Raw genomic sequence first — 13004 nt, forward strand, 5'->3', positions numbered from 1 at the left:
AAGTATTGTAAGCGTGGGTTGTTTCTTTAGAAGGAGGATTTTTAACGGTGAAACAACCTTACAATACTACGATTTACAACACGGCGCTTTATATGAGATTGAGCCGGGACGATGAACTGCAAGGAGAAAGCGGGAGTATTCAGACACAACGCATGATGCTCCGGCAATATGCCGCCGAGCATAGCCTGAATGTCATAGATGAATATATCGACGATGGATGGTCTGGAACGAACTTTGACAGGCCGGATTTTCAGAGAATGATTGATGACATTGAGGACGGGAAAATCAACTGCGTTGTTACGAAGGATTTATCCCGCTTAGGCAGAAACTACATTCTGACCGGCCAATACACGGAAATCTACTTTCCCAGCAAAGGAGTCCGCTATATCGCTGTCAATGACAATGTGGACACCATCAACGGAGAGAATGAGCTTGCCCCATTCCTCAACATTCTGAATGAAATGCACGCCCGCCAGACCAGCAAAAAGGTAAAGGCGGCCATGCGGACACGGTTCGCAAATGGCGCACACTATGGAGCCTATGCTCCGCTTGGCTATGTCAAAGACCCAGATAAGAAAGGCCATCTTCTGATTGACCCGGAAACAAGGTGGATTATCGAAAAGATTTTTGACCTTGCCGTTCATGGCCGGGGAGCCGCCAGCATTACACGGATTTTGGTCGAAGAAAAAGTACCTACTCCCGGCTGGCTGAATTTCCAGAGATACGGCACTTTCGCAAATATCTATGCCGGAGCGCCGGAGGAAAAAGCCTATGCGTGGACGATAGCGCAGGTGAAAAGTATTCTGAAAGAGGAAACCTATATCGGACACAGCGTCCACAATAAGCAGACCAATATTTCATTCAAAAACAAGAAGAAAGTACGCAAGCCAAAAGAGGAATGGTATCGTGTGGAGAACACCCACGAAGCGATTATTTCCGAAGATGTGTTCCGTCAAGTACAGGAGCAGATTTGCAACAGGCGCAGACGGCAGAAGAACGGCACAACACAGATATTTTCCGGGCTGGTAAAATGTGCGGACTGCGGCTGGTCGCTGGCCTATGGTATGAACAGCCAGAACAAAAATCCCTATGCCCACTACCATTGTAGCAAGTACGGGCAAGGATTGCACCAGTGTTCCATGCACTATATCCGCTATGATGTGCTTTACGCCTATGTCCTTTCCCGTCTGCAATACTGGTCTGTGCTGGCACAGCAGGATGGGGACAAACTTCTGAAACGGCTACTTAACGCCAGCGACAAGGAACGCAATACTGCAAGGAAGCGGCAGACAGCCGAACTGAAAAAGGCGGAAAAGCGCAAAGCAGAAGTAGACACCCTGTTTGCAAAAATGTATGAGGACTGGTCTGCCGGACGCATTACAGAATACAATTTCAATATGCTGTCCGAAAAGTATCAGGGCGAACAGCGAGAATTGGACGCAAAAATTGAACGGCTTCACGAAGCGATGGAGGTCGCCGCCCAGACAGCGGTTGACGCTGAAAAGTGGATAGGTCTGATGAAACAGTATGTCAATCCCACAGAATTGACGGCTGAACTTCTGAATACGCTGATTGAAAAAATCCTTGTCCATGAAGCGGTCAAAAGTGAGGACGGAAGCCGGGAACAGGAAGTGGAAATCTTCTACCGCTTTATCGGCAAAATCGAATGACACATCTTGAGATACCCAACAATATCTTTAACTAAGGGAAACGGGACTGTCCGTCCCGGACTCCGATCTGCTCATCGCCCTGTCGGAAGCCCTTGGGACGCCTGTGAGCACGCTGCTGGGAGAGACGGTGACGGAGTCGGAGGTGGATGAGGTCCAAGCGCTCTCTGAAAAACTGGAGATCATCAATTTGCAGTTTGCGCGAAGAAAGACAACGCGAAAGGCGGTCCTTCATTGGCTGCTCATCGCATTGTGCGCCGGTATTGTGATCATTGCTGCAATCTTGTTCGTAGGAAATAGTCCTTATCTGGGATGGGATTTTCATGACCCGGAACTTGCCGTTGCAGGCACGGTTTTTCACGCATTTGAATGGTTGTTCGTCCGCTTGGCTCCCATTGCCCTGATTGTAGTGCTTGTGGGCATTTTTGTGACGCGGAAAAAGGAATGAAGGGTTTTCCGGAAAGACGCCTCCAAGGAACGTGCTGTAAAAACGCTGCCGGACAAATATGGACACAAAAAATCGGGCAAAGGCGGCCTGTTTCCGGTAAGCTGAAGGGCAGAAGGACGGTGTGACCAATGGATTGGGTAGCAAGCATTCATCAGGCGGTCCAGTATATCGAGGAGCGTCTCCGGGAGGAACTGACCATCCGGGAGATTGCGCGGCAGGCGGCCCTGTCTCCCTTTTACTTTCAGAAAGGGTTTGCCATGCTGTGCGGCATGACAGTGTGCGACTACATCCGCCAGCGCCGGCTCTCCGCCGCCGGGCTGGAGGTGCTCACGACGGACCGGAAGATCATCGACATCGCGCTGGAGTTCGGTTATGACTCACCGGACAGCTTTACCAAAGCCTTTACCCGCTTCCATGGCCTCACACCCGCCGCACTGCGAAAAAGCGGAGGCGCGGTCCGTTCCTTTGCTCCGCTTCGGATCAAAGTGACATTGGAAGGTGGTCAAAACATGGATTGCAAAATCATGAAAAAAGAGGCGTTTACGGTGCTCTGCCGGGCAAAGGCCTTCAAGTATGAGGATGCCGTAGTCCGGATTCCCAAGTTCTGGGAGGAACATTTCGCCGCAGGCGGCGGCAAGGTGGTGTGCGGCATGTACGGTATCAACCTGGATGAAAGCATGGGCGGGAATGAGTTTGAATATCTCATCGCCGACAACTACGATCCCGCCAAGGAGATCCCTGACGGGTTCACCACCCGCACCATCCCGGCCCACACCTGGGCGGTGTTCCCCTGCACCGGCCGGATGCCTCAGGTGCTCCAGGGGCTGAATCAGCAGATCTTTTCTCAGTGGCTGCCCACGAATCCCGACTATAAGATCGCCGCCGGCATCAATGTGGAGTTGTACAGCGACGCCAGCAAGTTTGAGGATGGAACCCAGGATCAGGATTACTACTGTGAGATCTGGATTCCCGTGGAAAAGAAGTGATTTCCCGCGTCACACAGAGTCACGCTGTCTGACAAGAAAACCGGCATATGCGTCAAGCATATGCCGGTTTTGGAGAACGGCCCTATTTTTAGAACAAATCCAACAGATACCCGTAGCCCTCGGCCTCCATTCTGGCATAGGGGACAAACCGCAGAGCGGCGCTGTTGATGCAGTAGCGTACACCGTTGGGGGACTCCGGGTCGTCGGTGAACACATGGCCCAGGTGGGAATCCCCGGCCCGGCTCCGGACCTCGGTGCGGTGTATCCCAAAGCTGTCATCCGGACGTTCTATAACAGCGGGGGATTCAATGGGTCTTGAAAAGGCGGGCCAGCCACAGCCGCTCTCAAATTTGTCTGTGGAAGAGAACAATGGCTCACCGGTGACTACATCCACATAGATGCCCTTCTCAAACTGGTTCCAGAACGCATTGGCAAAAGGCTGCTCTGTACCGTTCTCCTGGGTGACATGGAACTGCTCGGCGGTCAGCTTGTCCCGGACGGCCTCCGCGGCCGGCTTCTGATAGTCGCCGGGATCGATGCGCAGACGGGAAAAGAGCTCCATCTCCTCCCGGGGGATGTGGCAGTAGCCGCCGGGATTCTTCTCCAGATAATCCTGATGGTAATCCTCCGCTGGGTAGAAATTCACCAGCGGGCCGATCTCCACAAAAAACGCCTTGCTGCGGCTGCGCTCAATGTCTGCTAGGCGCTCCACCGTCTCTTTGGCCTTATCGTTGGTGTAGTAAACGCCGGTCTGGTACTGGCTGCCGATGTCATTGCCCTGGCGGTTGGTCACCGTGGGATCAATGACATAAAAATAGGCCAGCAGCAGGGCGTCCAGGCTGACCTGCTCCGGGTCATACTCCACCCGCACCGTCTCCCGGAAGCCTGTCTCTCCGGTAGATACGGTTCGATAGTTGGCATCGGCCTGACCAGTGCCGTTTGCGTAGCCGCTCTGGGCGTCGATCACGCCGGGGATGGACTGCATGAGGGCTTCGACGCCCCAAAAGCAACCGCCCGCCAGGTAGATAACATTCTCTGTGGTGTCCATAGACAACCCCTCCTCGTTGGACTGTATGGAAGTATATCCGGTTTCTGCCTTTTGATTTTTCTCCTCTCCTGTCTCCGGTCCGCCGCCAGGCACCGAGCAGCTGCTCAGCAGCAGCGCCGAAGCAATCAGAAAAAAGAACCATTTCTTGCGCATAATTGGCGCCCTCCTGAAAAAAGCTGCCGGACCCGGAAAGGCTCCGGATCCGGCGCGTTGCAAAGACATTGCTGTGTCAGTTTCCTAAATATCCCCAGGAGCGGAAGTTATCTCTTCTTATAGCCGCACTTGGGGCAGACGCCGTTTTCGTTCAGCGCAATACCGCACAGCGGGCAACGATCGATCTGATTGTGGGTTTCAAACTCGGCAGACGCTGCGTTGACGCCGCTGGTAAAGGTGATCTTGGCAATGTTCAGTTTGTCCTTCAGCAGATCGTAGACGATCTTGATCATACCCTCCACCGTCAGGGTCTCCTTGGTGACCACCAGGCGGCACTCCGGATAAGCGGTGGCCAGTTCGGTCTTAAAAGCGGGACCCTTCATCTGATTCTGGGGAGCGCCGTTCCGGATGCCCTGCTCCTCATAGACCTTCAGAACCGCGGGGAGAAGGGGATCATCCTCCCGCAGGATCAAAGCATGGTCGAAGTTTTTCAGAACGTCCCAGGCGGTTTTCTGGATCTCGTTGCAAGGGAACACCATATTCACGCCGGACACAATGGTGTCCTCCACCTCGATGGTCAAAACGCCGGTGTGGCCGTGGAGATACTGGGCTTCGCCCTTGAAACCATAAAATCTGTGGGCGTACTGCAGGTCCAATGTGGTGATGCTTCTCATATAAAAAACCTCCTTACAGTTAGAGTGACCAGTCCAACGACTCGTCTGCACTGGGAACTTGGGAATGGCCGCCGCTTTTGTCCGGCTGCGCAGTTATGATATGTGAAGTCTGCACTCACACATTCTCAAGCCCCATGAACTGTGTTTACTATACTGAAATGGTAGGGTTTTGTCTGTGATGAAATCACGCTGGAGATAATTTTGTGAAAATAGTTTGGCCGGATGGGCCCGGAAGTGCCTTTGCGTTCTCTGTTCTGCGCGGTTGACAGCAGCTGTTTCTGTCCTTTATACTGAGGACACAATGAGGAGGGCGCAAGATGAGTTTTCAGAACTTTTTTCCCGTTTGGGATCAGCTCCAAACCCACCAGCAACGCCAGCTCCTCGACTCGCTGGCCTTTCAAGCCGTGAAGAGAGGGACGATCGTTCGCGGCGGAAGCACGGACTGCACTGGGCTTTTACTGATCCGGACCGGACAGCTGCGGGCCTTTGTATACTCGGAGGAGGGGCGGGAAATTACGATCTATCGCCTGTTTGACGGGGATATGTGCCTGTTCTGTGCCCCCTGTGTTATCAGTTCCATCCAGTTCGATGTGACCATACAGGCGGAAAAGGACACGGAGTTCTGGAGCATCCCGTCGGGAGTCTACCAGCAGCTCATGACTGAGTCCGCAGCGGTGGCCAATTACACCAATGAACTGATGGCCAGGCGCTTTTCAGAATTCATGAACCGGATGGAGCAGTTCATGTGGAAGCGCATGGACAAGCGGGTGGCAGCCTTTCTGCTGCAGGAAGCGTCCATTGAGGGGACTTGTGAGCTGAGGATCACCCACGAAACCATTGCCAACCACCTGGGTTCCCACCGGGAGGTAATCACCCGCACGCTGCGTCACTTCCAGAGCGCAGGCACGGTAAAGCTATCCCGGGGCGTGGTTACCATTCTGGATATGGAAAAACTAAAGGCGCTGCGGACATAGCAGATGATATCGCCGCAGGGGATAATCTAGAGATATCTACATAGCGACGGTATAAGGAGGAGGCTATCATGCTGGATATGGCACCAAGCGCAGAGAAGATGATAACTTTAGTCGGGGAAGCTTTATATGAGGTATGGACCCGGTTATGTGCCTTGATTGACCAAAAATATGATATGGATCACCTGTGGGGAAGCGGCGGGAAAGCATGGACCTATGAGTATAAATACCGCCGCGGTGGTAAAACCCTGTGCGCCCTGTATGCCGGAGAAAACCGCATTGGATTTATGGTTATATTGGGTAAGGATGAGCGCCTGCGATTTGAAAATGGCAGGGAGCATTACACCAAGAATGTTCAACAAGTTTATGATGAAACGCCGACTTACCATGACGGAAAGTGGCTGATGTTTGAGCCGTCGGATAGCTCGTTGTTTGAGGATTTCGTCAAGCTGCTGGCTGTCAAAAGGAAACCAAACAGGAAATGAAGAGGGGGATTTGAGCGGGCGAGAAGTGGAGGATGCAAGTTTCTCCCCATAAATCAAAGTGAAAATCGGTTGAAATCAACATACAGGACAGTCCATCCGGCGAAAGACCGGGAGACTGTCCTGTTTTAAAATAATATTGACATATGCCGGAAATGAGCGTATGATGAAACCATAATAATTGGCATATGCCGGGAAAAGGAGCGACGAACCATGAAGATCGCAGTTGCCAGCGTGGGAAGAGAGGTAGGGGGCCACTTTGGCCATTGTGAGCATTTCCGTATCTACACCGTGGAGAGCGGTAAGATCCTGGGGGAGGAGCTGGTGCCCAATCCGGAACACAAGCCCGGATTCCTGCCCAATTTCCTGGGGGATATGGGGGTTGAGGTAGTTATTGCCGGAGGCATGGGCGCCCATGCCGTGTCCCTGTTCCAACAGCGGAACATTAAAACCATGATGGGGGTCCAGGGGGACGCCCGCACCGCCGTGGAGCAGTACCTGAAAGGGGAGCTGAAGTCCACCGATGCCGTCTGCCACCACCATGATCATGAGCACGAGCATCATCACGACCACAACTGCGGCGGTCATCACCACGACGCATAAAAAATGGACAAAAGGGGTCCTGCCGGTGAACCGGCGGGACCCCTTTTGCATTGTGAGATTACAGCCCGTCGTGGTTGACGGCCCGGTTGATGGCGGACAGGATGCCCTTCAGAGGAGCCAGGTTGATGTTGTGGCTCATGCCCACACCAAACCAGTCACGGCCCTCCTCATCCTGGAGGTGGATGTAGGCCACGGCCTGGGAGTCGGAGCCCTGCTTGATGGCGTGCTCCTTGTAGTCCACGAAGGTAAAGTGGTCCATCTTCTGGCCGTGGATGGCGTTGAAGAAGGCGTCAATGGGACCGTTGCCGGAACCCTGGACCTGGAACAGGGTGTCGGTGTGGCGGATGGTGCCGGCAAAGGTGACGTGGGAGTGGCCCTCTTCATCGGTGAACTCAGCGAAGGAGTGGCGCACCATCTCGTAGGGCTTGACGGCGTCGATGTAGTGGGTCTTGAACAGGTCGTAAATGGCCTCCGGCTTGAGTTCCTTGCCCACCCGGTCGGTCTCCACCTGAACGATGTGGCCGAACTCGGGGTGCATGGCGCGGGGCAGGTCAAAGCCGAAGGAGTGCTGCATGACAAAGGCGGAGCCGCCCTTGCCCGACTGGGAGTTGATGCGGATGATGGGCTCATACTGTCGTCCCACGTCGGCGGGGTCGATGGGCAGATAGGGCACCTCCCAGTATTCGGTGCCGCTCTCTTCCATGTAACGGGTGCCCTTGTTGATGGCATCCTGGTGAGAGCCGGAGAAGGCGGTGAACACCAGCTCGCCCACGTAGGGTTGCCGCTCGCCGATCTTCATCTTGGTGACCTTCTCGTACACGTCCCGGATCTTATTGATGTTGGAGAAGTCCAGCTTGGGGTCCACACCCTGGGTATACAGGTTGAGAGCCAGGGTGACCATATCCACGTTGCCGGTGCGCTCGCCATTGCCGAAGAGAGTGGCCTCCACACGCTCGGCTCCTGCCAGCAGGCCCATTTCGGCGGTGGCCACGCCCTCGCCGCGGTCATTGTGGGGGTGGAGGGAGATGATGGCGCACTCCCGGCTGGGCAGCTTGTCGATGAAATACTCGATCTCGTCGGCAAAGTAGTTGGGCATACAGTTTTCCACCGTGGTGGGCAGGTTGAGGATGATCTTGTGGTCGGGGGTGGCCCCGATGGCCTCGATGACCGCCTGGCAGATCTCCACGGCGGCGTCCATCTCGGTGCCCATGAAGGACTCGGGGGAATACTCGTACCGGAGATCCATACCGGCGTCAATGGCGGGCTGGCTCAGCTCCCGGATGAGCTGGGCGGCGTCCACGGCGATCTGGGTAACGCCGGCCACATCGGTGTGGAAGACCACTTTCCGCTGGAGGGTAGAGGTGGAGTTATAGAAATGGAAGATGACGTGCTTGGCACCGTCAATGGCCTCGAAGGTCTTGCGGATCAGGTGCTCTCTGGCCTGGACCAGCACCTGGATGGTCACGTCGTCGGGGATGTGGCCGCCCTCAATGAGGGTACGGATGAACTCATACTCGGTCTCGGAGGCGGAGGGGAAGCCCACCTCGATCTCTTTCACGCCGATGTCCACCAGGGTATGGAACAGCTCCAGCTTCTCCTCCACGTTCATGGGATCAATGAGGGCCTGGTTGCCGTCCCGCAGGTCCACGGAGCACCAGATAGGGGGCGCTTTCAGCTCCTTGTCGGGCCAGGAGCGCTTTTCCATTTTCAGCGGGACGAAGGGGATGTACTTTTCCTGTGCGGGTTTCATAGCTAAAATTCCTCCTTGGGCCAGAGTACGAAAAACGCCCCTGACCAGATTATGGTCAGGGGCGTAAAATACGCGGTACCACCCTGCTTCCGCCCGCCGTCACCGGCGGACGCTCATGGCCTCCAACAAGGCCCCGGCCGATAACGTGGCCGTGACGGCCTGCCCTACAACAGCGGCTTCAGGCAGGCGGCTCCGGGATCAGTATCCGCACGCTTTCCTCCGCCGGTTCGCACCAACCACCGGTTCTCTGAGGGGGACGGGACGTGCCTTCTTCCCATCATTGCCTGTTCTGGGATTTGATTGTTACCCATTCTAGCCGAACCGCCCGGTTTTGTCAAGAGGCAGTTTCCGACCAGGAGAGCACATGGGAGGGGGCGGTGTTGCGGTAGGCACCATACAGTGTATACACATCTGCGGGCAGGCTGAACTGATAGATCCCCAGATAGGCCAGCCCGTCCCGATCGTATACAGACAGGAAGAACGAGGTGTTCTTTTCGTCCCGTGCGTAATAGGAGTCGGCAAAGATCAGCCGGTGGCCCTCATGGTCGTAGAGGGAGGAGGTAGTGCTGTATCGGGCATATCTGCTCAGTTCATCGGCTGACGGGTAGCAGTTGAGGGCGTACTGGTCATAGAGGGCCCCGGTCAGATCCACCTTCCAGCCCCCCTGGCCGTCGGGAACCAGTACCGCGAAGGAGCCGCTGCCGGTAAAAAGGGCCAGATAATCTTCCTGCCACAGGGTACTGAGGATCTCCTGATCCTCTGTCCAGGGGAAGAGAGGCAGATGGACCACCGCCTGGCCGTTTTTGGGGTCTAGTTGGGTGAAAAACAGCGTGTTCTCTTCCAAAGTCAGCAGGTAGAGGCAGTCGTCTCCCTCCGGGCCGCCAAAGAGACGGACCACCTGCCCGCCATCGGGTATGGAGTAGAGGGTGGAGATGGCGGTGGATTCTCCGCTGGTGCCGGTGAGGGCGTATATCCCCCAGCCGCCGGGAATATGACTGGTGTCCAGCAGATCGGCCCGGTCTCCGCCGGGAATGAGGGCGAAATAGGTGATATAGTCCCGCATTACAGTCTGGGTAGACAGACTCAAATCATATTCCAGGTCAAAGTCATAACCGCGGAGCTGGCCGTTCTTCTCGTTGGTCTCCAGAGAGACGGTGGCATATGTGTTCTTGGTCAGAGGAAAGAAAAAGTAGTCCTCCACCAGCTGGGTGAGCTGCTTGGGTGTCAGCGGGTCGCGCACAAATTGGGTGAAAGAGCCGGAGACCTCCAGGGGATAGTGATCGGTATAGTCGGACAGGTCCACCCGCCGCTCCGAAACGGCGACGTTGGGCCGCTCACTCTGGATCTGCTTCAAGAGAGCAAGCAGAGAAGGAGAGAGCTGCTCCTCTATATGGAAGGGACTGCTTATACCGTGTCCAAGCAGCTCGATGTCAAAGTAGGGTCCCCAAGAAAAGTTATCCTCTGCGAAATGGGCAGCCTGGGAAAAGGCGCAGCTGGTCTCACCCTTCTCCGGGCTGTCCGCCGGAAAGGAATGACGCCAGAAGAGGTGATTTTGATACTCGGTATAGCTGGTGACCTGGACGTCAGCGGCAGCTGCCGGGTCTCCTGCCAGGGTGGTGGCAGAGATAGTCACATCTGTACCCTGTTGCTGCAGCTGAGCATTGGTCCAGCCCAGCAGTCCGCCGAAGACGACCACCAGAGCCAGAAGCAGAGCCAGAGCGCTTTTCATCCTTCTCCCTCCTCCTTGCCGGTGAGCTGGTCCAGGGCCTGACTGACCCGGTCAGCCTTGTAGCGATAGGTCTCCTTCACATAGTCCATGAGGCTCTTGCCCTGCTCCTCCAGATCCAGGGTGGAGGTGTCTCCCACCAGTCTGCCCTTTTGCAGCAGAACTGCCCGGCTGATGAAGTGCTGTACCTCCTCCAGTAGGTGGGTGGACAGCAGGATGGTCTCGTTGGGTTCCAGAATACCCAGCAGCACCTTGTAGAAGTCCTCCCGGTTGAAGATGTCGTTGCCGGCGAAGGGCTCATCCATCAGGATGTAGTCGGCGCCCTGACACAGGGCCAGGATCACCTCAAACTGGTTCTTCTGGCCGGTGGAAAACCGACGGATGGGCTTGTGGGCAGGCAGCTCGAAGAAGTCCAGGAGAGCGTGGAAGCGTTTTTGACGGAAAGTAGGAAACTGGCTGGTGAGAAAAATTCTGTGTTCCTCTGCGGCCAGGTTGGGGAAGAAGGAGTGCTCGCAGGTGGCGAAAGACAGGCGGGAGATATTGGCCCGGTTTACTGGGGCGCCGTCCAGGATGATTTGGCCCTGATAGGACAGCAGGCCCAGGATACACTTGAGCAGCGTGGTTTTGCCGGCGCCGTTCTCCCCAAACAGTCCTACGATTTCCCCGGGGCCTATGGTGAGGGACAGATCATCCACCGCCACGGTGGAGCCGAAGTATTTTTTGCGGACCTGATTCAGTTCAAGCATAGCAGCCTCCGATCCAGTAGAAGGGGAAGGAACCCCAACAGTTGGGGGGCAGGTGGCCCTCCGGCGTCCCGTAGCGGTAAGTGAGGGCGCACAGCAGGAGCAGCAGGCTCCACAGCAGCGCGCAGGCAGCCAGGCCTACCAGAGGGATAACGACCACCCGCCGCCATAGCTCCCAGCGGTTGGGGAGCAGCTTCATGCGGTAGATGCTGCGGCTGCCCAGCTTATGCCAGGCATAATGAAGAAAGAGAGAGGCTATGAGGCAGAGGGCTACCAGGGTCAGCCCCAGCGATACCCCGCCCAGCAGGTGGGAGAACGGGGCAATGACCGAACCCTCAATGAGTTTGGAGACCCATTTGCTGTCGATCTTGACGGACGTGTAGAGCTCCTCTTTGGCGGAAAAGAAGGAGGCGAGAAACCGGAAATAGCCGATGGCGAAGGCGAGCCCCAAACCACCCAGTGTGATCTGGAGAGCCTGCCTGCCGGGAAAGCCCAGGGGATAGGCGCGTTCAGGTGTCCACATAGCCAGCCCTCCCTATCAGGTTGTAGGTGACGATGATCAGAGCTGTCACAAAGACGCCCAGCTGGAAGAGTGCGGTCATGATATTGCTTGGGACCTCAGCGTACAAATTGGGCAGACTGGCAACAAAATCGCTGCCCGGTCCCGGTAAACCGAAGGCGCCAATGTCGGCAGGGAAGGTGAGACCGGCAAAAGCGGCCAGGGGCAGGACGGTAAAGGGCTTATCACCCCGCCGCCAGTGGTAGGAGCAGGTGGCTGCCGCCATGGCCAGAGCCGCAAGCATCACCACATTGCGGATGTAGATGGGCCAGTCCAGGCCGGGCAGAATTCCGTGAAACCATCCGCTGTAATAGAACACCAGCATGGGAAAGGCGCCGTCTGAGAGGGCGCAGAAGCGCAGGGCAATATACCATGCTGCTGCGATCTGCCCGCCCCAGTAGATCAGCAGGCAGAGGAAGTGGTGAAGGGCAAACACCAGGGTGGCCGTCTCCTCTCCGCAGGGCAGGCGGCGGAGGGTATAGCCAAGCTTGCTGCCGCCCCGCTCCATACCGAAGGAGGCCAGCGACAGACAGATCAGCACCAGACCTGCGGTGAACAGCAGATGGAACAGGGAATTCTGCATAAAACCATATAGACTCACTCTGTTCAGCATGGAAATAGCCAGTGCCACCTGAGCGGCACTGGTGCCGGCGGTGATCAGGATCACTTGCCACAGCCGGGAGCGGGCGGCTACCATCATCAGACTTACATATTGTCTCACGGGTCCTCCTCCTTTCGGTCCCACAGCCGGCCGATCAGCTCCAAAGCGGCCTCCTTCTCCAGCCCGGACTGCCGCAGGGAGCGCACAAAGGCGGCGACCTCCTGTTCCAGCAGCCGGGTACGAAGGGCCGCTACCTGATCCGGCGGGGCGCACACTTCACTTTTGGCCCCCGAGCGGGAGGTGATGAGCCCCTCCTCCTCCAGCAGGCGGTAGGCCTTCTGCACCGTGTTGGGGTTAACGCCCAGCTGGGCCGACAGCACCCGGCGGGAGGGCAGTTCCTCGCCGTCGGCAATGGTGCCGGCCGCCACGCCCCGCTCTACATAGCGCACGATCTGCAGATAGATGGGCAGACCGTCCGCCGGGACGAAGCCGCCAAAATCACACATGGCCTTACCACCTCCTAACTGTATTACTGGACTAGTACACTTTCTGACTGTATTATATGAGTAATACGGTTGCCTGTCAAGTACCAT

Annotated in this window: 13 protein-coding genes, 1 pseudogene and 1 other annotated feature; of the genes and pseudogenes, 6 read left to right on the top strand and 8 right to left on the bottom strand. The window is 56.1% G+C overall.

Annotation, left to right across the window (positions count from 1 at the left end; genetic code table 11):
• The first annotated feature begins 47 nt into the window (after positions 1-47).
• The 3 genes and pseudogenes from WHJ28_RS04875 (at position 48) to WHJ28_RS04885 (ending at position 3101) form a co-directional block, all read left to right on the top strand.
• Positions 48-1670, top strand: a complete 1623-nt coding sequence (locus WHJ28_RS04875; RefSeq protein WP_024400049.1) for a recombinase family protein — start codon at positions 48-50, stop codon at positions 1668-1670.
• 37 nt (positions 1671-1707) lie between these two features.
• Positions 1708-2115 (top strand): annotated as a pseudogene (locus WHJ28_RS04880) (helix-turn-helix domain-containing protein); the annotation flags it as partial.
• Between the two features lie 128 nt (positions 2116-2243).
• On the top strand, positions 2244-3101 hold the full coding sequence (locus tag WHJ28_RS04885) for an AraC family transcriptional regulator (protein WP_340040225.1): 858 nt from the start codon (positions 2244-2246) through the stop codon (positions 3099-3101).
• Positions 3102-3189: 88 nt separating this feature from the next.
• Here the strand turns inward: WHJ28_RS04885 and msrB are convergent, their stop codons facing one another.
• The gene (gene msrB / locus WHJ28_RS04890; protein WP_340040227.1) at positions 3190-4302 is read right to left on the bottom strand and encodes a peptide-methionine (R)-S-oxide reductase MsrB; all 1113 of its coding nucleotides are present in this window, start codon (positions 4300-4302) and stop codon (positions 3190-3192) included.
• A 107-nt stretch (positions 4303-4409) separates the two neighbouring features.
• The gene (locus WHJ28_RS04895; protein WP_340040229.1) at positions 4410-4976 is read right to left on the bottom strand and encodes a 6-carboxytetrahydropterin synthase; all 567 of its coding nucleotides are present in this window, start codon (positions 4974-4976) and stop codon (positions 4410-4412) included.
• A gap of 317 nt (positions 4977-5293) precedes the next feature.
• On the opposite strand from WHJ28_RS04895, the gene WHJ28_RS04900 reads away from it, so the two are divergent.
• The 3 genes from WHJ28_RS04900 (at position 5294) to WHJ28_RS04910 (ending at position 7032) form a co-directional block, all read left to right on the top strand.
• Positions 5294-5950 carry a Crp/Fnr family transcriptional regulator gene (locus WHJ28_RS04900; protein ID WP_340040231.1) on the top strand — a complete coding sequence of 219 codons (657 nt, stop codon included), beginning with the start codon at positions 5294-5296 and terminating at the stop codon, positions 5948-5950.
• 68 nt (positions 5951-6018) lie between these two features.
• Positions 6019-6432 (top strand): DUF3788 domain-containing protein, encoded by a 414-nt coding sequence (locus tag WHJ28_RS04905; RefSeq protein WP_340040233.1) that lies wholly within the window; start codon positions 6019-6021, stop codon positions 6430-6432.
• Between the two features lie 210 nt (positions 6433-6642).
• A complete protein-coding gene (locus WHJ28_RS04910; protein WP_340040234.1) occupies positions 6643-7032 on the top strand; it encodes a NifB/NifX family molybdenum-iron cluster-binding protein in 390 nt (129 codons plus the stop codon).
• Positions 7033-7090: 58 nt separating this feature from the next.
• Here WHJ28_RS04910 and leuA read toward each other — a convergent pair whose 3' ends face one another.
• The 6 genes from leuA to WHJ28_RS04940 form a co-directional block, all read right to left on the bottom strand.
• Entirely contained in the window at positions 7091-8782 is a 1692-nt protein-coding gene (gene leuA, locus WHJ28_RS04915) for a 2-isopropylmalate synthase (protein WP_340040235.1), read from the bottom strand.
• 54 nt (positions 8783-8836) lie between these two features.
• Positions 8837-9072 (bottom strand) — a binding site (T-box leader).
• A gap of 44 nt (positions 9073-9116) precedes the next feature.
• Entirely contained in the window at positions 9117-10511 is a 1395-nt protein-coding gene (locus WHJ28_RS04920) for a hypothetical protein (RefSeq protein ID WP_340040236.1), read from the bottom strand.
• A complete protein-coding gene (locus WHJ28_RS04925; RefSeq protein ID WP_340040237.1) occupies positions 10508-11254 on the bottom strand; it encodes an ABC transporter ATP-binding protein in 747 nt (248 codons plus the stop codon). The genes WHJ28_RS04920 and WHJ28_RS04925 overlap by 4 nt, the downstream gene beginning before the upstream one ends.
• Positions 11247-11774 carry a hypothetical protein gene (locus WHJ28_RS04930; protein ID WP_340040238.1) on the bottom strand — a complete coding sequence of 176 codons (528 nt, stop codon included), beginning with the start codon at positions 11772-11774 and terminating at the stop codon, positions 11247-11249. The genes WHJ28_RS04925 and WHJ28_RS04930 overlap by 8 nt, the downstream gene beginning before the upstream one ends.
• Positions 11761-12531: a hypothetical protein gene (locus tag WHJ28_RS04935; protein ID WP_340040239.1), complete on the bottom strand. Its 771-nt coding sequence runs from the start codon at positions 12529-12531 to the stop codon at positions 11761-11763. Before WHJ28_RS04935 ends, WHJ28_RS04930 begins: the two co-directional genes overlap by 14 nt.
• Entirely contained in the window at positions 12528-12917 is a 390-nt protein-coding gene (locus tag WHJ28_RS04940; protein WP_340040240.1) for a GntR family transcriptional regulator, read from the bottom strand. The genes WHJ28_RS04935 and WHJ28_RS04940 overlap by 4 nt, the downstream gene beginning before the upstream one ends.
• Positions 12918-13004: the final 87 nt, after the last annotated feature.

The organism is Flavonifractor porci (genome assembly GCF_037572415.1).
GTDB classification, from domain to species: Bacteria; Bacillota; Clostridia; order Oscillospirales; family Oscillospiraceae; genus Flavonifractor; species Flavonifractor porci.